The 22115-nt window shown below is 33.8% G+C and carries 21 protein-coding genes; 15 read left to right on the top strand and 6 right to left on the bottom strand.

Annotated features, from left to right (window positions below; translation table 11 throughout):
- Positions 1–249: 249 nt before the first annotated feature.
- Entirely contained in the window at positions 250–1320 is a 1071-nt protein-coding gene (locus tag ITJ86_RS15295; protein WP_195872527.1) for an isoaspartyl peptidase/L-asparaginase family protein, read from the bottom strand.
- Between the two features lie 316 nt (positions 1321–1636).
- Between ITJ86_RS15295 and amaB the strand changes: the two genes are divergently transcribed.
- The 7 genes from amaB (at position 1637) to ITJ86_RS15260 (ending at position 9679) form a co-directional block, all read left to right on the top strand.
- Entirely contained in the window at positions 1637–3190 is a 1554-nt protein-coding gene (gene amaB, locus ITJ86_RS15290; protein WP_195872526.1) for an L-piperidine-6-carboxylate dehydrogenase, read from the top strand.
- Between the two features lie 148 nt (positions 3191–3338).
- The gene (locus ITJ86_RS15285; protein ID WP_195872525.1) at positions 3339–4874 is read left to right on the top strand and encodes a hypothetical protein; all 1536 of its coding nucleotides are present in this window, start codon (positions 3339–3341) and stop codon (positions 4872–4874) included.
- Positions 4875–4884: 10 nt separating this feature from the next.
- A complete protein-coding gene (locus tag ITJ86_RS15280) occupies positions 4885–5445 on the top strand; it encodes a hypothetical protein (protein WP_195872524.1) in 561 nt (186 codons plus the stop codon).
- 195 nt (positions 5446–5640) lie between these two features.
- Positions 5641–6336, top strand: coding sequence for a carboxypeptidase-like regulatory domain-containing protein (locus ITJ86_RS15275; RefSeq protein WP_195872523.1), 696 nt, complete (start codon positions 5641–5643; stop codon positions 6334–6336).
- The gene (locus ITJ86_RS15270) at positions 6314–7018 is read left to right on the top strand and encodes a hypothetical protein (protein ID WP_195872522.1); all 705 of its coding nucleotides are present in this window, start codon (positions 6314–6316) and stop codon (positions 7016–7018) included. The genes ITJ86_RS15275 and ITJ86_RS15270 overlap by 23 nt, the downstream gene beginning before the upstream one ends.
- 109 nt (positions 7019–7127) lie before the next feature.
- Positions 7128–8489 carry a DUF1800 domain-containing protein gene (locus ITJ86_RS15265; protein WP_195872521.1) on the top strand — a complete coding sequence of 454 codons (1362 nt, stop codon included), beginning with the start codon at positions 7128–7130 and terminating at the stop codon, positions 8487–8489.
- A gap of 2 nt (positions 8490–8491) precedes the next feature.
- The gene (locus tag ITJ86_RS15260; RefSeq protein WP_195872520.1) at positions 8492–9679 is read left to right on the top strand and encodes a DUF1501 domain-containing protein; all 1188 of its coding nucleotides are present in this window, start codon (positions 8492–8494) and stop codon (positions 9677–9679) included.
- A gap of 279 nt (positions 9680–9958) precedes the next feature.
- Here the strand turns inward: ITJ86_RS15260 and ITJ86_RS15255 are convergent, their stop codons facing one another.
- The 5 genes from ITJ86_RS15255 to ITJ86_RS15235 form a co-directional block, all read right to left on the bottom strand.
- Positions 9959–10393 (bottom strand): lipocalin-like domain-containing protein, encoded by a 435-nt coding sequence (locus ITJ86_RS15255; protein WP_195872519.1) that lies wholly within the window; start codon positions 10391–10393, stop codon positions 9959–9961.
- A gap of 253 nt (positions 10394–10646) precedes the next feature.
- A complete protein-coding gene (locus tag ITJ86_RS15250; RefSeq protein WP_195872518.1) occupies positions 10647–11780 on the bottom strand; it encodes an ATP-binding protein in 1134 nt (377 codons plus the stop codon).
- Between the two features lie 40 nt (positions 11781–11820).
- Positions 11821–12210, bottom strand: coding sequence for a four helix bundle protein (locus tag ITJ86_RS15245; RefSeq protein ID WP_195872517.1), 390 nt, complete (start codon positions 12208–12210; stop codon positions 11821–11823).
- Between the two features lie 58 nt (positions 12211–12268).
- The gene (locus tag ITJ86_RS15240; protein WP_195872516.1) at positions 12269–13021 is read right to left on the bottom strand and encodes an SDR family NAD(P)-dependent oxidoreductase; all 753 of its coding nucleotides are present in this window, start codon (positions 13019–13021) and stop codon (positions 12269–12271) included.
- Positions 13022–13110: 89 nt separating this feature from the next.
- Positions 13111–13974 carry an aldo/keto reductase gene (locus tag ITJ86_RS15235; protein ID WP_317190640.1) on the bottom strand — a complete coding sequence of 288 codons (864 nt, stop codon included), beginning with the start codon at positions 13972–13974 and terminating at the stop codon, positions 13111–13113.
- A 104-nt stretch (positions 13975–14078) separates the two neighbouring features.
- On the opposite strand from ITJ86_RS15235, the gene ITJ86_RS15230 reads away from it, so the two are divergent.
- The 8 genes from ITJ86_RS15230 (at position 14079) to ITJ86_RS15195 (ending at position 22106) form a co-directional block, all read left to right on the top strand.
- Entirely contained in the window at positions 14079–14648 is a 570-nt protein-coding gene (locus tag ITJ86_RS15230; RefSeq protein ID WP_195872515.1) for a DUF4382 domain-containing protein, read from the top strand.
- A gap of 193 nt (positions 14649–14841) precedes the next feature.
- A complete protein-coding gene (locus tag ITJ86_RS15225; protein ID WP_195872514.1) occupies positions 14842–15843 on the top strand; it encodes an AAA family ATPase in 1002 nt (333 codons plus the stop codon).
- Positions 15844–15942: 99 nt separating this feature from the next.
- Positions 15943–16806, top strand: coding sequence for a DUF58 domain-containing protein (locus tag ITJ86_RS15220; RefSeq protein ID WP_195872513.1), 864 nt, complete (start codon positions 15943–15945; stop codon positions 16804–16806).
- Between the two features lie 105 nt (positions 16807–16911).
- Positions 16912–18612 (top strand): hypothetical protein, encoded by a 1701-nt coding sequence (locus ITJ86_RS15215; RefSeq protein WP_317190639.1) that lies wholly within the window; start codon positions 16912–16914, stop codon positions 18610–18612.
- Positions 18612–19616 (top strand): vWA domain-containing protein, encoded by a 1005-nt coding sequence (locus ITJ86_RS15210; RefSeq protein ID WP_195872512.1) that lies wholly within the window; start codon positions 18612–18614, stop codon positions 19614–19616. Before ITJ86_RS15215 ends, ITJ86_RS15210 begins: the two co-directional genes overlap by 1 nt.
- Positions 19609–20646, top strand: coding sequence for a vWA domain-containing protein (locus tag ITJ86_RS15205; protein ID WP_195872511.1), 1038 nt, complete (start codon positions 19609–19611; stop codon positions 20644–20646). Before ITJ86_RS15210 ends, ITJ86_RS15205 begins: the two co-directional genes overlap by 8 nt.
- Before the next feature lie 70 nt (positions 20647–20716).
- The gene (locus ITJ86_RS15200; protein WP_195872510.1) at positions 20717–21571 is read left to right on the top strand and encodes a tetratricopeptide repeat protein; all 855 of its coding nucleotides are present in this window, start codon (positions 20717–20719) and stop codon (positions 21569–21571) included.
- Between the two features lie 19 nt (positions 21572–21590).
- A complete protein-coding gene (locus ITJ86_RS15195; RefSeq protein WP_195872509.1) occupies positions 21591–22106 on the top strand; it encodes a BatD family protein in 516 nt (171 codons plus the stop codon).
- Positions 22107–22115 lie beyond the last annotated feature (9 nt).

Raw genomic sequence — 22115 nt, 5'->3', positions numbered from 1 at the left:
GGAGGTTTTTAACCGTTTAGACTTTAGGGCTTTGTTAAATTGGTCATAAAGTTAAGAATTATACGCAGATGAGTTAATGTTATTGAGATTGTTTTTGTAGAGAAAATTTGGTTTTATTTTATCATTCCTACGAAGGCCGGAATCCACTGTAATGATTATTTTTTTACTGTCTGGAAACGGGCCTATCCTTAGCTAAATCAACCAATTAGGATTTTCCTGTTTTAAGAGATCTATCTTGTATTGACGTTTTTATTTTTTCTCATATATCCCAATGACCAACTCCCCTTTGTCATTCATTGTGGCACGATACATACCAGCCGTATTGAACTCCATAACCATATTGCCATCTTTATCTACAGCTATAATGCCTCCATTACCACCAAGATTTGGTACTTTTTCTTGAATAACTATGCGTGCAGCTTCTTGTAATGACAACCCTTTGTACTCCATTAAAGCAGAAATATCATGTGCCACTTGCGCACGAATAAAAAACTCTCCCCAACCTGTACTCGATACTGCGCAGGTTGCATTATTGGCATAAGTGCCAGATCCAATAATTGGTGCATCTCCAATTCTACCATAACGTTTGTTGGTCATTCCTCCTGTTGATGTTCCGGCTGCTAAATTTCCATTTTTATCTAGCGCAACGCAGCCGACTGTTCCAAATTTAGAATCTTTTATTGTTGGATCGTAAAACGCTGTTTGGTCATCGTGATCTAGTTCTACTTTTTCTCGGTCTTTTGCACGTTGTAGTGACTTAAATCGGTTTTCAGTATAAAAATAATTTGGATCTACAAGTTCTAAGCCTTGTTCTTTGGCAAAGGTTTCAGCACCTTTCCCAGATAGCATAACATGTTCTGACTTATCCATAATTGTACGTGCTAAATTTATAGGGTTTCTTACCGTAGTTGTGCCAGCAGAAGCTCCTGCATTTAGAGTTTTTCCGTCCATTATTGAAGCATCTAATTCGTTGGTTTCTGCATTTGTAAAAACAGCTCCTTTACCTGCATTGAAAAGCGGAGAGTCTTCCATAACATTTATGGTTTTTTCAACTGCATCAAGACTGCTTCCACCTTGTTTTAGAATGTTATAGCCAACTCTTATGGCTTCTTCAAGTTTTGCTTTATAAGCCGCTTCTCGTTCTGGAGTCATGTTCTTTTTTAGGATTGTGCCTGCTCCTCCGTGAATGACAATGGCGAATTCTGGTTTTTCAATTTTTGTTTCAACTTCGCTTTCTATTAAAGCGTCAGTGGTTTTGTTTTCATTATTACAGGCAAAACATAGTAAGAATACAAGTGTAAAAGGAATGAGTGATTTCATGAAATTTAAGATGTAGATTGTATGATTATAAAATAGTATTAATAATGCGTTTGCGATAACCCTTAATTCCTAAAGAGAGCCAGCGCGTAGTTCTTTGTAAATTGTGAACATTTCGTTTTCAATATCATCAATGACGTCTTTATTGGTGAACCGAATTTCTTTAATTCCCAATTTATTTATAGATTTTGATGTCACTAATTCTTGAATCTATAGTCGTTTTAAAGTTACATAATATTGGGAAGTTACACTTCGACTAACTGACATTTTATTAGTAACTTCGCATAAAATTTTAATAATTCATAAAAAATAAGCAAATATGGAAGCAGTTGCTACCGATTTCGGAATAAAAGAAGCCTTAGAACAGTTAGGTGTAAAAGATATAAATGAAGGGACTTCTACAGGTTCAAACCATTTTTCTAATGGCGATATTATTGAATCGTATTCACCAGTAGATGGGAAATTAATAGGTAAAGTAAAATCAACTACAAGAGCAGATTACGACAAAGTAATGGATGCTGCCACTAGCGCATTTAAAACGTGGAGAGATGTGCCAGCACCACAACGTGGCGAAATTGTACGTCAGTTTAGTAATAAGTTAAGAGATTTAAAAGAACCTTTAGGGAAATTGGTATCTTATGAAATGGGTAAATCCTTACAAGAAGGTTACGGAGAGGTTCAAGAAATGATTGATATCTGTGATTTTGCTGTAGGTTTATCACGTCAGTTAAACGGGCAAACCATTCCATCGGAACGTCCAGGTCACGTTATGAGAGAGCAATGGCATCCTATTGGTGTTGTTGGGATTATTTCAGCATTTAACTTCCCAGTAGCCGTTTGGTCTTGGAACACTGCTTTAGCTTGGATTTGTGGTGATGTTTGTGTGTGGAAAGCGTCTGAAAAATCATTGCTATGTTCTGTGGCTTGTCAAAATATCATCGCAGGCATTTTAAAAGAAAATAACTTACCAGAAGGTATTTCTTGTATTATCAACGGAGACTACAAAGTAGGTGAAATGATGACAACAGATCCTAGAATGGCACTTATTTCTGCTACAGGTTCTACAAGAATGGGACGTACTGTTGGAAAAACAGTAGCGGAACGATTTGGTAAATCATTATTAGAATTAGGTGGAAACAATGCCATTATTATTACACCAACGGCCGACTTAAAAGTGGTTGTTCCTGGTGCTGTATTTGGTGCTGTTGGGACTTGTGGACAACGTTGTACGTCAACAAGAAGACTAATTATTCACGAATCAGTTTACGATAAAGTACGCGATGCTATTGTTGGTGCTTACGGACAGATTAAAATTGGAAATCCATTAGATGAAAACAATCACGTTGGACCATTAATCGATAAGGATTCTGTAAATACGTATTTAGCGGCTATTGAAAAAGCAAAAGCTGAAGGAGGAAACGTTTTAGTTGAAGGTGGCGTTTTAGAAGGTGAAGGTTACGAAAGTGGATGCTACGTAAAACCAGCAATTATTGAAGCCGAAAATCATTATGAAATTGTACAGCACGAAACATTTGCTCCAATTTTATACATCATGAAGTATTCTGGCGATGTTGAAAATGCCATTGAACAACAAAATGGTGTGGCGCAAGGTTTATCTTCTGCGATTATGACGAATGAAATGAAGGAAGCAGAAAAGTTCTTGTCTTATGCAGGTTCGGATTGTGGTATTGCCAATGTGAATATCGGAACTTCTGGTGCTGAGATTGGTGGTGCCTTTGGAGGCGAAAAAGAAACAGGTGGTGGACGCGAGTCTGGATCTGATGCTTGGAAAGTATATATGAGAAGACAAACCAATACGGTTAACTATTCTGATGAATTACCATTAGCACAAGGGATTAAATTTGATTTGTAAAGTAAAGATTAAGTTTTTAAAATATTATGAAGCCATATCGAAAGATGTGGCTTTTTTTTAACGTATCTCAAAGGAGTACATCAATACTGGGATTTTATGATTAATTTTTTAAATTTATTCTTTGTAAATCAAATTAAATCAGTGTATTATGAAAACAAAGTTATTTATTCTATTAGTCTTATTTGTTTCTATATACTCTTCTTGTGAAGAGCCAAATTTATCAAATGAGACCATAGACGGCTCAAGTGATTTATACGCGAAAAGCAATAAGTCATATGAGTTAAAGAAAAAATTTGCATTAGCGCTGCATGAAGCAATGACTAATAATGTAAAACTAAGACAATTTTTAAAAACTGAGGCTTTAAAAAAATTCAATGGAGACTATGATATTCTTTATAATTATGTAAGAGATAATAGTATTGGTAATTCAACCTTTAGGGATGTTTTAAAATCTTATTATGATGATGAGTCAGATTTAGTGGCGATTGAAGAAAACATTCCCACTCTAACTATTTTTATACCATCGCTTCCTAAAGGCTCGTTTTCGGCAGAAAACTGGGATGTCTCAATAGATGTTCCTTTGGTTGCCATCAGTTTGCTTGATAGTGACAAAACCCCTTTAATAAGTAGTAATTCTCAAAGTTATTTATTGGATCATAATGTTATTCCAGGTTTCCCTGTTGTGGTCGTAAAAGAAAATGAAAGAATAGCTGTACCCAGTCACCCTCAGTATAAATCCCTTACCACAACAGAATATTTGGCTAATAATGGTTATAAGTTTAAATTTAGCCATAATATTTTTAATTTTATCAATCCACCAATTGATATTGTTATAGATGGAACACCAGATTATATAGTAGATGCTTGGGAAGTGTATGGTGAGAACCAAAACTTGGGTTGGCATAGAGATTTTATTTACTATACCTTACAGCCAAGTGTCCCAAATGGACCATATATAAATGATTATAGTGAATTTTTAAGAGACTTTAAGATTGAGGGAACAGGAGAACAAGCTTTGGCTGCTATTGCAGATGTGTCTCCAGTGAATAATAATCTTGATGACCCAGAGCTAAAGGGCATTGTTGTGAATCCTAGTAACATTAATCAAGGTAGTTTTTGGACTGATGGATCTTTTGAGTTTGAGGTTAATATCAATTATGATACCGATACACCCATTTTAGAAAAAGGTTTTCCTGCCGATCCCGAAGATTTATTTGAAATTGAGTATCAAAAACATGGAGTTTTTTGGCTCGATTTTTACGTTGTAACTAATATAGAGACAAAAACTTACCGTCTGGATTTAGAGTTATTGCCATGGCAAATCCATAATGTAAGTAATCAATGGCAGTTAGAGTTTCAAGAAGTGGATTTAACTGTAGAAGAAACAACTGAAGAGACCTATACTTCAAAATACAATACCAATTTTGGTTTCGAATCTAATGAACTATGGAAATTTGGTTTGGAATTGGGAGGCAGTTCTGAAACTACGCAAACTAGTCAAAAAACTAGAAAATATAAACTTGAGAGCAATGATTTGAATCAATCTATAGTTAAGTTTGAGGATAACGTGATTATAGATGAAAACGAACTAGGTCTTTTTCATTTTAACTATCAATGGTACGATTTGAGAAGATACACAACTGGAGAATGTTCATTTTCGCTAATTCCTTTAAAAGTACAATAAAATGAGTATTATGAAAAAATTAACTTTAATATTATTTTTATGTTTATCCATTTCATGCGCTAAAGATGATGAGGAAAAACCTGAAAACCAAGCCTATTTAGATCAATTGTTAGGGCGCTATCAACTCAAAGCAGCCTATCTTGAAAACCCTATTGATTTGAATGGTGATGGTATAGCAGGAACCGATCTTTTTCAAGAGGTTGAATATTGTAATATGTCTAAGCATTTAGAGTCCTACTGGTGTACTATAGTTTACAGAAATATCCAATATATAGATTTTAACATACCTTATTCTGATCATTATAATAATTATCAAGAGTATTCTAATTGCTTAAGGCATAATGATGTTCGTAGGGAATTAAACATCAATTCACAAAATGAAAGTGTTGCGTTGGTGCCAAATGAATATAGAGAAGACTTTATGTTAACATACCAAGCCAAGCTCATAGATTTTATATGGGAAGACAGAATAGTGTATTTAACTTTAGAAAAAGAGTTTTATACTCCAAACGGAGAATGGGCAAGTGTTATTCTATATATGGAATATGAATGGGTTAGTAGCGCAACGTAAAAACAAATTTCAATTTTGTTTTTAATAGTGGTATTATCATTAATACAAGGCATTAAGTTTGACCTTTAAGCTAAGGTTAAATTTTATAAATATTATGAAGCCATATCGAAAGATGTGGCTTTATTTTTTTAACATTGTAAGATGCAACCTTTTCTTACAAATTGTATCTACTTAAAAACCAATCTATTTCATGTTATGAAACTACTAATTAGATTCTTTTTATCGTGCTGTGTGCTTTTAACAGTGGTGAGTTGCGAGGTTCACCTAGAAGACGACACTAGGGTTTTGGTTGAAGGGACAATTATAGATCAAAACAATTCACCTGTTTCAAATGCAAAAATTAGTGTTCAAACTAGAAGGAGTAGTTACAGCGAAGGAGAGAATCAGTATGTTTTAGGAGAAGGCTACAGTAATTCTGATGGTGCTTTCTCTGTTATTTCACTATATGATGGAGATGAAGATTTTGCTATTGAAATTGATGGCGGTGATAAGTATAGTACTTATGTTTATAAAACCAACACTATAAATTATACACCCACAGATTTAACTTTCGATCTGGAAACAGTAAGCTTAAAAAAAACAGCCACCTTTAATTATAATATGGTTAAAACAAGTGGAGAATCCAATACGCTTAGATATAGTTTTAAATATGTTGAAGGTTTTTGTTTAGAGTATTATGAAGGTGCAACACTTAATGAATATCAAAGTTCGTGTTATCAAGAGCGTGTGATAGGCCAATTGCTCAATGATAATAACCCTGATAATGAATGGTCATTTAGGCTTCCATTGGGCGAAGTGATTGAGTTTACATACTCTATAAATGACGAACCTGAAATAACGGAATTAATCACTATTAATCAAGATAGCTATGACTTTACGTTTACTTATTAATACGAGCTTAGTTATTAGTTTGCTTTTGTGTGCTTCAGTTGGTTTTGCACAAGACAATCTTAACGAAAGTGAATCACAATCCGAGTCTAGCAGCACGTTTTTCGATTCAGAGGATCGTCAACGCTTTTTTGCTATGACCATAGGAGGTCATAAACCTTTTACAAGTGGTGACAACTTTATGGGAGAAGGTCTAAGGGGAAAGTCAGGCATAGATTTTAAAGTTCAAATGTATGTGTATAAGCATTTTTTTATAGGATTGGCAACAGGATCCAGCTATTTTGATGTAAAAAACCAAGAGCTTTTAGGAAGTTATAGAACATCTAGAATTGCTGAAAATTATGTTTATTTAGGTTACGAATTTCTACCAGCTGAAAACTTTAGACTAGGTCTTAATATTGCTGTAGATGGTGATTTGAATTATAAAAATTCAGGATTTAGCACGTCTGATATTGCAGAACAACATGATTCTGCCAGGTTAAATCGCTATGGCTTATATCTTCATTATGAGTTGGCGAAACATTTTATGATCTATTTCGATTATGCGTATAATGTGAGCAAAACAAATATTGATGCACCATCGCAATTAGAAGATTTCTTTAGAAAAGGAAAATATAGCACCATAGGTATCGGTCTCGTTTTTACTATTGGAAGTCGTGATTTAATATCTCGATTTTTGAATTAATGTATAAGCTAAAAAACGACTTAAAGAATAATAAGTAATAATAACCGTTTCTATTTGAGGCGGTTTTTTTTTGAATTAAACCAATTGCAAATTATTGAGTCTTAAATATATGACACAGCAAGAACTTCAGCATTTATATTGGCGCGCTGGTTTCGGAATTAATCCGAATAGACAGACCTCTATGCCTAAAAACAGAGCACAAGTAGTTGAAGATTTGTTTGTCGATTCTCAAGCTTATACACCTATTGACATTGATTTATCCTATTTGCATGGTATTAAGCCCATTGATTTAAAAACCTTTCCAGAATTAGCAGAAGAAATTCGCAAAAAAGGAGTAAAGAAAATTTTAGAGCTCAATGGTGCTTGGGTAAAACGATTAATGAATCCAAATGAATTACTCCGAGAACGGATGACGTTGCTTTGGGCCAACCATTTTGTATGCAGAGAGCGAAATCCTTTGTACGTCCAACAATACAATAATACGCTTCGATACTTTGCCTTAGGAGATTTTAAAGCTTTTGTAAAAGCCATTTCTAAAGAAGCAGCAATGCTGAGGTATTTAAACGGAAAACAAAATAGGAAAAATAGACCTAACGAAAATTTTGCACGCGAGTTAATGGAGCTGTTTACACTTGGAGAAGGTGAATATTCTGAAAAAGATATTAAAGAAAGTGCACGGGCTTTTACAGGATATAGTCACGATTTTGAAGGCAATTTTATTTTTAGAAAGTTGCAACATGACTATGAATCAAAATTATTTTTTAACAGGATAGGAAAACATGATGGTGACGATATTATAGATATCATATTAGCAGAAAAGCAATGTGCACAGTTTATTTCAGATAAAATCTACCGCTATTTTGTAAACCCAAAACCAAATAAAAAACATATCGACGCTATGACTGAGGTGTTTTTTAAAGATTATAATATTGAAAACTTAATGCGTTTTGTGTTTCTTTCTGATTGGTTTTATGATGAGGAAAATATTGGTACAAAAATAAAATCGCCTATAGATTATGTGGTTGGCATGGCAAAAACCGTTCCTGTGACATTTGAAAAGGAAAAGGATCTACTTAAAATTCAAAAACTCTTAGGTCAAACCTTATTAGATCCTCCAAATGTAGCTGGTTGGAAAGGTGATAAAGCATGGATTGATGCCAATACCATAATGATTCGCTTAAAATTGCCTTCTGTAGTATTGAATAGTGGGTTTATCGCATTTGATGAAAAGGATGAATTTAGGAAGCAATTCTTCAAGAATACTAAGAGAAAACGACCGTTTAAAACGGTTCCGAAATGGGATGTTTTTGAAGAGCATTTTAAATTGACCAAAACAGAACAACTTCAAGACCATATCATCCAAGGGAAGATTAATAAAGGCACTTTAGATTATTTAAAAATACTTAATAAATCTTCAAAACAAGCGTATTGTATTCAGCTCATGTCAATACCAGAATATCAAATGTGTTAATTATGGACAGACGAAAATTTATTAAAAATTCAGCCTTAGCAAGCAGCTTGTTTTTTGTTCCAAATTTTGTGAAAACGTTTGAGACTGTCGCATCAGAACGCTTGGGTTATAAACGCTTAGTTATTGTGCAATTGGCTGGTGGAAATGATGGCTTAAATACTATAATTCCACATAATAACGATTTATATTACAATGCAAGACCGCGATTAGCAATTTCGAAAGACCTTATAAAACTGACTGACGATTTGGGTTTTCATCCTAGTTTAAGCCCGTTAAGACCATTGTTTGATAATGGCGAATTATCTATCATTAATAACGTTGGTTATCCAAATCCGGTTCGTTCACATTTTAGATCTATGGATATTTGGCAAACTGCAAGTGGATCGGACGAATATTTGCAAAGTGGTTGGATAGGTCGTTATTTAGATCAGTATGGCAAACAACCCTACAATGCTATGGAAATGGATGAGCAACTTAGTTTAGCGATGAAGGGCGAACACCTTAATGGCATTGCAACTAACGATTATAAAGTACTTTACAACACGGCAAAAGATCCTTATTTTAAAAATGTCATTAACCACTATAATGACGCTCATTTAAGTGAGCATAATTTGGGCTATTTGTACCAAACAATGATTGAAGCCAAATCGTCTGCTAATTATATTTTTGAAAACACCAAGGTAAAGCCATCGCATAAAATATATCCTCAAAATAAATTTGCAAAACAACTTAAAAATGTTGCCCAATTCATTAATTCCGGATTAGACACTAAGGTGTTTTATACCTCTTTAAGTGGATTTGATACGCATGCGAACCAAATAAACAAACAAGCGCGATTATTAACGCACTATTCAGAGAGTGTATCGGCTTTTGTGCAAGATTTAAAACAAAACGACACTTTTAAAGATACGCTGATTTTAACCTTTTCGGAATTTGGAAGACGTGTAAAACAAAACGCAGCAAACGGAACAGATCATGGTTCTGCTAATAATGTTTTTGTTATTGGGAAAAACTTGAAGACAGCCGGATTTTATAATAAACTTGCCAGTTTGAGTGATTTAGATGCGAATGGTGATTTAAAATACAGTATAGATTTTAGATCCGTTTATGCTACAATTCTTTCGCAATGGATGGAGGTGTCTGCTGAAGGTATTATCCCTAACCAACAAAAACTATTAGATTTTATTTAAAAGCATAAAAAAAACCTTGTTCCAATTTTTAGCACATGGCTTTAGAGAAACAAGGTTTGGTAATTGATTAATAGCACTACAAATATGGTTAATATTTTGCTCGATTTACAATATATATGATGAATGGTCGAAAAAAATGTATAATCAGTAGCAATTATTATGTGTTATCGATAAAGTGTGTTAAAATACGGATGAAAATCTAATATTATCGATTAAATAATAATTTAAAATATAATAATGCTTAATCTGCTTTTTCAATTGGATTCATAGTATAACTGCCTATCTCTTAAAATGCAATATGGTATCTTCACCAGCCAAAACAAGACTATTACTTGTTACAGAAATTATTTCTAATTGCTGTGTGTAGTCGTTGTCATCCACTACTGTCATGTACTGATTGTTTTCATCTATTTCATAGGTTAAATTATTAACATTCATCAATTGACATTCGTCGTTGTAAAGGTTAAAAGATTTTACTTCTATGGTCCCGTCATCAAAGATATGAAGCGAGTTGTTTTGTTTACAGTCACTAAGTATCACTTCGGCTGGTGGTGTTGCGTTCGGATCCTCCATTTTGTAATAATACCATTTTTGTATTATAAGTTCTGTTACTGTAGGCTCATTAATGCTGTCATCATCACTTGAGCACGCTGCTAACGGCACAATTAAAAGTGCTACTAAAACTAATTTGTAATTTTTGAAGAGTGATTTCATTTTTTTTTGTTTTTAAGTTTATATAATATTATTTGAACAAGTCAACACATGTTCGTTTCTTAAAAAAACCAAAAGAATATTAGTGCTAAAAGCGTAATCAAAGCTTACTTAACAAAATGAATAATTAAGCATTGCCGTTTGGTAGGAAATTAGCATTGATAGTTTTGGTTTCTAAAGTCAAACTTAGTAAATGATTGATACTTAGGAGTAAGATATGTGTGAAGGTGCTATTTTTTTGTATAAATAGCGCTATTTAATTGTATTTGACTTTTCTAAGAATTCGTATAGTTTCTTTGTAAGAGTTATATAAATTAATTCCGTGTTTTTTTATATAAGGTTTTGCTTGCTCCAGTTGCGGTAAGGCATCATCAAATCCATTAAGAAAACAAATAAGGTAACTTGCGGCCAAATTTTTAAGATCCTCAAGTTCAATTTGAGATAGTTTACGTTTGTTTTTAAGTTTTTCTAAAATAGCGTTATTGGTGTTGTATATGTGGTGCAATACTTTTTTGTCGAACTGAGGTGGTTCAAAAATGAGGTTGGCTTCGATAGTGTAATTAGCACTATCGTTAAACCGTATCATTTTTTCTTCGAGTTTGTAGTATTTATAAGAATTATATAATCCAAGTCTTACATACTCAATTATTTTAAAGGAGTCTTCTGTATAGGAAATGGCTACGTCATCTAAAGCGGAATAAAATAAGAGAACCTGTTCGTTTATGAGTTTTATATCTACTCTAGAAAAGAAGACTTTATCTTTAACTTGTTTTTTGGCACCCGACCAACATAAAACAAAGTATTCTTTAAAAACTTTGTACTGTGGATTAAAGTCTTGTCGTTTATTCATAAAATCGAAAACACCATCTAAAGTCAATTCAATATTATTTTGGGCATGGTTTTCTATGGCAGCAACAATTTTAGAATTGACGTCTTTTATTTCAATATCAAACACTTTAGGCATACTTATACTGCCATCTCTAAAAAACACGGATCCACCGTAATATTTCCAAATATTTTTCTTGAGTGATGTTATACTATCAATAGGTCTTATGGTAACTAAACCTACAACTTTATGTTCTGGTAAATGCGGAAATGGGATGTTTTCATATTGTATTATTGGAGGGTTTTGAAGGTAGGCATTTATAAGGTTCTGAATTTTACTATCATCAAAAAAATCGACACCTACAATAGTGTTGTCTTTGTCTTCTGCACCAATAACGATGTATGAATTATTTTTAGGGTTGCTATTGGATAGTGCGCAGATATGTTTTAGAAACTTAGCTTTCCCTTCTTTTTGACTAATATTGATTTTTCGTTTTTTGTCATAAAAGCTGTTCTCATCATTGTGAGCAAGTAAATTTTTTATGAGTAGTCTTTTGTTAATCAAGGCCTATTGGCTATTAATTATTGTTATTATTTATTAGGACTTAATCGAACTTAGGCCCTTTTCGATTAGATTTTTTTAAATAATTCATAAATTTTGAAAGCTGCTCAATTAGGTTGTCGGCTTTTGAATTAAGCTCTGTGTATAATTTGACAGAAATATGATTTCTGTTTTTTGCACGCAATAATTGTGATTTGGTTTCTGCACAAGAACCTCGTGAGAAACTTAAAAACATAATAAATTCTTTATTTCCACCTCTACCAAATCCTTCAGCGATATTATCCATAATTGAACCAGAAGAACCATTAATTTGCTCTCTCAATTTATAGTCTTTTTGTAAAGGTGTATTTGTAATGATATCCCAAATATCATCACAAAATACTGTAGCATTTTTGTAAACTTCTAAATCTTCAAATGAACGATAATGTGCCATGGTGTAGCAATAAAAAATAATTAATGAGAATAAATAATATTTAACAGCAGTAAAGAAACTATAAAGATTTCTTTACTGTTGTTGAATTAGCCTGAGCTGTACAAAACATCAATACATCTGCAATATTCACATGAGCAGGTCGAGACACGGCAAAATAAATGACCTCCGCAACATCTTCCGCTTGCAACGCTTTATAACCTTTATAGACATTATCTGCTGCTGCATCTCCTTTAAATCTTACCTCGGAAAATTCAGTTTCTACCAAACCAGGATTTATAGCGCCCACTTTAATTCCGAAGGGATTTAAATCAATGCGCATGCCTTCTGTAATGGCTAAAACGGCATGTTTACTGCCGCAATAGACGTTTCCATTGGGATAAACTTCTTTTCCTGCAGAAGAGCCAATATTAATTATTTGTCCAGATTTGCGCTCTGTCATTCCGGGAATAATGGCTTTACTCACATAGAGCAACCCTTTTACATTAATATCCATCATGGCATCCCAATCGTCTAAACTTCCATTTTGAATTGGGTCTAAACCATGTGCATTTCCAGCATTATTAATGAGAATGTCGATGTTCTGAAATTCTTTTGGCAAGGAAGCAATAGCTTTAAATGTTTGATCTCTATCGCGTACATCAAAATTTAAGGTGTAAACGTCAGTCACTTCAGATAACGCATGTTGTACACTATCTAAGCGTTCTTGCCTGCGTCCACATAATACTAAGTTAATGCCGTGTTTTGCAAATTCGTGAGCAGTCGCTCTGCCAATGCCACTTGTTGCGCCTGTGATTAGGGCTGTTTTTTTCATACGTCTGTCATTCCTGCGAGGCAGGAATCTAATTTTGGTTGAATGTTATGTTTTTAAAATCATGAGAGTTCTACGTTCGGAAGAATCAGTTAAGGTACCGTACAGCCCTGCGCAGCTTCCAAGATCAAAAACCAATCTTCAAGCTCCAAATTAATTTTTGTTGCCTCAACGGCAAGTTTTAATCGCTCTTTGGTGGTTGTTCCTACAACCGGATGAATTTGAGATGGATGTTTCATAATCCAAGCCAATAACAATTGGTCTTTTGTGGCATTATATTTATCCGTCAATGCGCCAAGCTGTTTGTGTACGCGTCTAGTTTGTTGATTATCGTCTTTAAATACGGAACCTAAAGGTGACCAAGCCATTGGTTTAATACCGCAAGTTTGCATGTAATCTAAGGTGCCATTGTGCATTGCTGAATGTTCGGTTAGCGAAAATTCTATCTGATTAACATCAATATCCACTCGTAAGCCAATCATTTCCATTTGCGATGGTGTAAAATTAGATACGCCAAAATCTCTAATCTTACCGTCTTTTTTTAGAATCGTAATCGCTTCAGCAATCTCTTCAGCAACCATTAATGGACTCGGTCTATGTAATAACAAGACATCTAAATATTCGGTTTCGAAATGTTTTAGCGATTCTTCAACAGACCAAATAATATAATCCTTATTGTAGTCATAGTGTTTAACGGTATTGTTTCGGCCGCCAAATTGTTCTTGAATACCACATTTTGATATCAATTGAATGTCTTCACGTTTAATATCTGAGTCTTTAAATGCCTTACCAAAGTCGGTTTCCGTGGTATAAGCACCGTAAATATCGGCATGGTCAAAAGTGGTAATGTGATTAGAAATGCAGAAGTTTATTAAAGATTGCATTTCTTTTTTTGAGAGTTGTTTTCCCCAGCTTCCCCAGGTCATAGTACCTGCAATTAATCGAGAATATTTCACTTTATTTTCAGTTTATATGGATTTTTTTGCAATTCATGCATAAAAATAGTCAAAACATAACGATTACGGTATCATTGAACTGTATTTATTCAACAACCCAAATCATGAAGCATTTACACATTTTAAAAATAGTTACTTTCGCATGTATTGTCTTACTGTGCACTACTAGCTGTTCAAAAGAAGAGTTAAATAACGATGAACATTTGGCAGGAGTTTCAGTGAGTCTAAAAAGCGCGACAAAGAATCTCAATCCCGTTTTCTTAGATATTGAAGCTATTGAAGTGAGAGTAAAAGAAGATGTAGATGTGCCAAGTGCATGGGTGAGCTTAGATCTTATGGATGCTGGTATTCATAACGTCAGTGGTTTAAATAATGATTCTGAGTTGCTTTTAGTAGATCATTTTGAGATAAAACCAGTGCATATTTTTGAAATTAGACTTGTTCTTGGTGACAATAATTTTATGGATATAAATGAAGTTTTAGTTAGTTTAGATATTAAAGAAAAAGGAAATGCAACTCCTTCTAACTTAGTGACATCAGAATTAGAAAGAAATCACCTTTACGATATAAGTATAAACCTAGATATCGATGAATCTATATGGTTTGATGATAATGAAAGCATGATGATTTTAAACCCAAAAATATATACAGAAATAAGACAATTTGAATATTAGTTATCCTAATCCATGATTAATACATATAAAAAGAGTAATACTTCGGTGTTACTCTTTCTTTTTTTTAACCAATTGTTAACAGCAACTAAGAAAAAAATTTAACACTTTGCATCCTCTAAAAATTACGAAACCATTTGTTGGAGTTATTTCAGAAATGGTATATAATATAGTTTTGATCTTAAATCCTTAAATAATGGAAGAAACGAGTACAGTTGATATTAAATCAATTAATGAAAAGATAGAAAAAGAAAGTGCATTTGTAGATTTACTAACCTTTGAAATGAATAAGGTAATTGTAGGACAAAAGCATATGGTAGAGCGGTTACTCATCGGTTTATTAGGTCAAGGTCATATTTTATTAGAAGGTGTTCCCGGTTTAGCAAAAACATTGGCAATTAATACGCTTTCTAAAGCAATTGATGCAACATTTAGTAGAATTCAGTTTACACCAGATTTATTACCTGCAGATGTGGTTGGTACATTAATTTTTAATATGAAGGAGAATGACTTCACTATTAAAAAAGGTCCAATCTTCGCCAATTTTGTTTTAGCAGATGAGATTAACAGAGCACCTGCAAAAGTGCAATCGGCTTTACTTGAAGCTATGCAAGAAAAACAAGTTACTATTGGCGACGAAACCTTTGGTTTAGTTAAACCATTCTTAGTGATGGCAACTATGAATCCGGTTGAACAAGAAGGAACATATCCTTTGCCAGAAGCGCAAGTGGATCGTTTTATGCTAAAAACAGTAATAGATTATCCAACCATAGATGATGAGCAACAAATAGTAAGAGCTAACTTAAAAGGCGCTTACGAAAAAGTAAATCCTGTGGTGTCTATCGCTCAGATTCTAAGTGCTCAAAATGCCGTTAGAGAGGTTTATATGGATGAGAAAATTGAAAAATATATCCTCGATATTATTTTCGCTACACGTTATCCTGAAAAATATAAACTAGGAGATTTAAAACCATTAATTTCTTTTGGAGCGTCTCCTCGTGGTAGTATTAATTTAGCGACTGCTGCTAAATGTTATGCCTTTATTAAACGAAGAGGTTATGTTATTCCAGAAGATGTACGTGCAATAGTGCATGATGTCTTACGTCACAGAATTGGAATCACCTACGAAGCTGAAGCAGAAAATATCACTTCTGAGGATATTATCAATAAGATTGTAAACGAGATCGAAGTACCATAAATAGTGGTCAGTAAATCAGTATTCAGTTGGCAGTGGCTAACTCTAATGCTGATTTATATGTAACTGCTAACTGAAGACTGCTCACTGCAAACTGAAAAAATGGATACTAAAGAACTTCTAAAAAAAGTACGAAAAATAGAGATTAAGACACGGCGATTGTCTGATCATATATTTGGAGGAGAATACCATTCTACCTTTAAGGGTCGTGGTATGACGTTTTCTGAAGTGCGCCAATATCAGTTTGGTGATGATGTAAGAAATATAGATTGGAATGTTACGGCAAGAACCAATGAACCTCACATAAAAGTTTTTGAAGAAGAACGAGAGCTTACCATGATGCTTATGGTAGATGTGTCTGGTAGTGAGTTGTTTGGAACACAGAATCAGTTTAAAGATGAAATCGTTACAGAAATCGCAGCAACCTTAGCGTTTTCGGCCACTCAGAATAACGATAAAATAGGACTCATTTTATTTTCAGATCAAATAGAACTTTATATTCCGCCTAAGAAAGGGCGCTCGCATGTCCTTAGAATTATTAGAGAGCTGCTAGAGTTTCAACCAAAAAGTAAACAAACAAACGTTGCGGAAGCGTTTAAGTTTTTGTCTAATGTAATGAAAAAGAAAGCGATTGTTTTTGTAATGTCAGATTTTGTGGCAGACGATTACAAGCAAAATCTAAAAATAGCAGCAGGCAGACACGATATTACAGGTATAAGAATTTACGATAAACACGAAGCTGAAATTCCAAACATAGGCATGGTGCAAATGGAAGATGAAGAAACGGGAGAAGTGATGTTAGTAAACACAGCATCTAAAAAAGTAAGACTTAATTATAGCAAATTTTATAACGAAAAAGTAAGCTACTATAAAGACAGTTTTGCAAAATCTGGAGCCGGAACTATAGATTGTAGAGTAGATGAAAGCTATGTAAAGAAGCTCTTAGGCTATTTTAAAAGAAGATGACGATAAGCTCAAAGCTAGAAGTGTGAAGCATGAAGGAGTATAAAGTGAAAAGTATAAAGTAAGAAACGCAAAGTGAAAAGTTTAAAATATATAAGTAACATATTAGTGAAAAATAAGAACGTATCTGTCTTCCATCCTCGGTCTTCAGTCTTCGGTCTATTTTCTATTTTCTTATTTCTTATTTCTTTTTCCGCTTCTGCCCAAGTTTCAACAGAAATAGATACCACTAAAATTAGAGTTGGTGAACAAATCAACTATAAAATTAATGTCGAAGCAGATTCGTTAGCGTTAGTTGTATTTCCAGAAGGTCAAACCTTTATGCCTTTAGAAAATGTTGAAGCCTTAAAAATAGATACAACAAAACTTGAAGCAAATTTCCGATTATCAAGAATTTATAAACTAACACAATTCGATTCTGGAGCATACACTATTCCAAGACAAAAAATTATAATTGGTGAGCAACCGTTTTTTACAGATTCTTTAAGCGTTGAAGTAAGCACTGTTGAGGTTGATACCACAAAACAGAAACTCTACGATATTAAACCTATCATCGAAGTAGAAGAACCCGGAAGTGATTGGTGGAAATGGGTTTTAATAGCCTTATTAGCCATTGCGTTGGTAGCTTTTTTACTGTATTGGTTTATTTGGAGAACTAAACCATTAACAGAGGAAGAGGAAATCGCTTTGTTACCACCTTACGATCGTGCAAAATTGGCATTACAGAAATTAGATGAAAGTCAGTTGTTAATACGTTCAGAAGTCAAAGAGTATTATTCAGAATTGACCTTTATTATTAGAAAATATTTAGATGAAAAAGTCTATGATCGTGCATTAGAAAGTACAACATCAGAACTTGTTTCAAGGTTAAATTTATTGAAAGAAGGCAATCAAATTCCGCTGTCAAAAGAAACAATTCAGCATATTGAATCTATTTTAAAACGTGCCGATTTGGTAAAGTTTGCGAAGTCTGCACCAGATACAGCACTTGCAGAAATGGATAAGTCTACAATAGATAAAGCCATTGATCATGTTAAAGTAAGCTTACCAGAACCTTCTGAAGAAGAAAAATTATTAGACCAAAAATATAAAGAAGCACAAGAGCGTAAAAAGAAGCGCAGAAAAATCTGGATTACCGTTGGTATTTCATTATTTCTAATCATCGCAACTTTTGTCGGTTTTGGTATAAAATATGGATTCGGATACGTAAAAGACACCATAATTGGTCATGAAAGTAAAGAGCTTTTAGAAGGCAAATGGGTTAAAAGTGCTTATGGTTTTCCACCCGTTTGGATTGAGACACCTAAAGTTTTAAAACGTGTAGACCCTCAACTTCCGGAAGAAGCACAAGGGAAACTCAATATGACTACTTTTGCCTATGGAACCATGTTCGATGCCTTTAGTGTGGTTATAAATACAACGACGGTAAACGAGCCAAAACAAGCACAACAAGCGCAACAAGGACAGAATACAGATGAGCCAACTTTTGATTTGTTAGAAGTGTCTAAAGAAACCATAAAAAGTTTTGAAGAAGAAGGAGCTTCCAATATTGTCGTTAAGACCGATAAATTTATTACACCTAATAATGCCGAAGGGCTAAAAACATTTGGCACCGCAGATTTTAAAGCGCCAGGAACAGATAATGTTATAAATGCAGAGTATACTTTATTATGTTTTGCTAATGAAAACGTTTTACAACAGATTATAATTACATGGTCTAAAGACGATGATTATGCAGATGAAATGATTGAAAGGATAACAGACTCTATAGAATTGAAAGCTGAAGAGACTGAAGAAGAGAAAGAATAATGTTAGAGAATATAGAATTTTTAAATAAAGAGTTTTTCTGGGTATTGCTGCTTTTACCAATAGCCATAGTTTGGTATGTTTTAAAACATAGCAAGCAGACTGCTGAATTAAAAATGTCGAGTATTAAAGGATTTAAAGGGGCATCGACATTTTGGTCTAAATTTAAACACCTTCTTTTTGCATTGCGATTAATTGCCTTAGCACTTTTAATCACGGCATTAGCAAGACCAAGAACTGTAGATGTATCTACAAAAACAAAAACCACTAGCGGAATTGATATTGTGATGGCCATTGACGTATCGGCAAGTATGTTGGCAAAAGATTTACGTCCTAATCGATTAGATGCATTAAAAGAAGTCGCTGCAGATTTTATTGATGGTCGCCCAAATGATAGAATCGGTTTAGTAGAGTATGCTGGTGAAGCTTATACTAAAACACCTATAACAAGTGATAAATCTATTGTAAAACGATCGTTGAGAGATATTAATTACAATTCTATTATTGAAGGTGGAACAGCCATTGGTATGGGTTTAGCCACGTCTGTTAATCGATTAAAAGACAGTAGAGCTAAGAGTAAGGTTATTATTTTACTTACAGATGGTGTTAATAATTCAGGATTTATAGACCCAAAAATTGCGAGCGAATTGGCGGTTGAATATGGTATTAAAGTGTATACCATTGGTTTAGGAACAAATGGCATGGCATTGTCGCCAATTGGTTTTAATTCTAATGGAACCTTTAGATATGGAAGAATGCAAGTGGAAATTGATGAAGCCTTATTAAAAGAAATTGCAGAAGAAACAGGAGGAGAGTATTTTAGAGCAACAAATAATGATAAGTTAGCACAAATCTATGACGAAATCAATAAGCTTGAAAAAACGGAAATAGAAGAAACAAAATATTATAATTACGATGAAAAATACAGGCCATTAGTGCTATTGGCAGGATTATTATTATTGATAGAATTAATATTGCGACACACAAAATTTAGAAGCTTTGTTTAGACTCGATGAAAGTATATGGTTTTGGACGTTACTGGTAATTCCGGTAATCATTTTACTGTTTGTAGCGCTGCAACTGTGGAGACGTTCTGCACAGAAAAAATTTGCAGACTCTGCGTTGTTAAAGCGTTTAAGTCCTAATCAATCACTATTTAAAAGTGTATTAAAAGTATTAGTGCTTTGCACAGCTTTTGCGTGTTTGTCGTTGGCATTGGTTAACCCAAAAATTGGTACCAAATTAGAAACCGTTCGTAGTGAAGGCGTAGATGTTGTCTTTGCGGTAGATGTTTCTAAAAGTATGTTAGCCGAAGATATTGCGCCAAACCGATTAGATAAATCGAAACAGTTAGTTACACAAATTGTAAATAGTTTGGTGAGCGACCGTGTTGGGATTATTGCGTATGCTGGTAAAGCATTTCCGCAATTGCCAATTACAACAGATCATGCTTCTGCAAAAATGTTTTTGCAAAATATGAATACTGATATGATGTCTTCGCAAGGCACAGCCATCAGTGAAGCCATTCAGCTGTCTAAAACCTATTTTGATAACGAAGATCAAGCCAATCGTGTGTTAATCATTATTTCAGATGGTGAAGATCATGATGGAGAAGCTTTAAATGTAGCAGAAGAAGCGGCAGAGCAAGGGATAAGAATATTAACCGTTGGTGTAGGTGATGTCAAAGGAGGTCCAATCCCTATAAAACGTAATGGAGTTGTTCTCAACTACAAAAAGGATAACCAAGGTGAAACGGTAATTACACGTTTAGACGAAACTACTTTAAAAGAGATTGCTTCAGAAGCCAACGGAGTTTATATCAATGGAAAAAATACAGCAGATGTTGTAAATACTATAAAAGATGAATTAGATAAAATGGATAAGCAAGAATTTGAATCGAAGCAAATCGCAGATTTTAAAGATCAATTTCAGTGGTTTTTGGCATTCGGAATTCTACTATTATTCATAGATATCTTCTTTTTAGAACGGAAAACAGCTTGGTTAAAGAAACTTAACCTGTTTAATGAGAATTTTTAAATTTTCTTTAACGCTAAGTCTGATAGGGCTTTAGTAATTTAGAGGTCGTTTTCATAATTAACACACACCTATGAAGTTTTATATTTTACTCATAACATGTTTAGTTGGAAGTTTTGGGTTTTCTCAAGACCTCAGTAAGGAGCAATTAAAAGCCGACAAAAACGCGACAAATTTAGTTTATAAAGCGAATGAATTGGTCAGTGAAGACAATTTCGTTGGGGCTGAAATGGAATATAGAAAAGCCATTTCTGAAGCACCAACCAAAGCTACAGGAGCTTATAATTTAGCACATACTTATTATAAAAAAGGAAGCTTTAATGAAGCCTTATACAGAAGCCAAGAAGCAGCAAATAATGCCACTACAAAAGATGAAAAGCATAGAGCATTTCATAATATTGGTAATATCTTAATGCAAAATGAGCAATGTAAAGAAGCCGTTGAAGCTTATAAGAATGCATTGAGAAACAATCCGTTTGATGAAGAATCGCGTTATAATTTTGCCTTAGCAAAAGAATGTGCCGACCAACAACAGCAAGATGGTGGAGGTGAAGATAATAAAGAAGACGAAAACAAAGATAACGAACAGAACAAGGAAGACGAGCAAAAGAAGGACGACGAAAACAAGGACGAAAACGAAAATAAAGACGACCAAGATAAGAAGGACGAAGGCGATCAGGATAAAAAAGATGGTGACCAGGATAAGGATGAAGACGGAAAGCCAAAAGACGACAAAAAGGACGATGGAAAAGGTAAGGAAGACAACAAGGACAACAACCAACAGCCTAAGCCAAAACCAGGTCAAATGTCGCCTCAGCAGATAAAGAATATTTTAGAAGCGATGCAAAATCAGGAACAAAAGGTGCAAGAAAAAATGAATGCTGAGAAACAAAAAGGCGCTAAAGTAAAAACGGATAAGGATTGGTAAACGCTTAAAGTCATTACATATGAATTTATTAAAAAACGGATTTATAATTTTCTTAATGCTTGTAATGAGCATGACTTTTGCGCAAACTAAACCTGTTACAAATTCAAGTACGGAGAATGTATTAATTTCTAAGTTCGATCAAGGTGTTCATGTGGTAGCAGAAGCTTCTAATTCTACTATAAAACTCAAAGACAGCTTAAGTATAAGTTTTAAACTGTACGTATCTCATGATATAGGTATTTCTAATTATGAAGAGCAAAACGACTTAACAACAGAAGATTTTGAAGTTGAAAATATTAAGCTTTCTAATTTTAATGTAGAAAATGAGATTTTAAATAAGGAAAAGTACCGACTCGTGGTGTTTAAGACCTCTGTACTAAAGCCAAAACAGAAAGGCACATTTGTTTTAGAGGGCTTAAATTTAAATGTTACTGCTAACATTCCTTCAACAGAAAATGATGAGTTTGGCAGATTTATTATGGAAAAAGTAAATAGAACAATTAAAACAAATAATGTTGTAATTAATGTTATCTAACGTTTAGGT

The sequence above is a fragment of the Winogradskyella marina genome (genome assembly GCF_015645385.1).
Lineage (GTDB): Bacteria > Bacteroidota > Bacteroidia > Flavobacteriales > Flavobacteriaceae > Winogradskyella > Winogradskyella marina.
The sequence above is the reverse complement of the archived record's forward strand: the minus strand, read 5'-3'. Positions and strand labels throughout refer to the sequence as shown.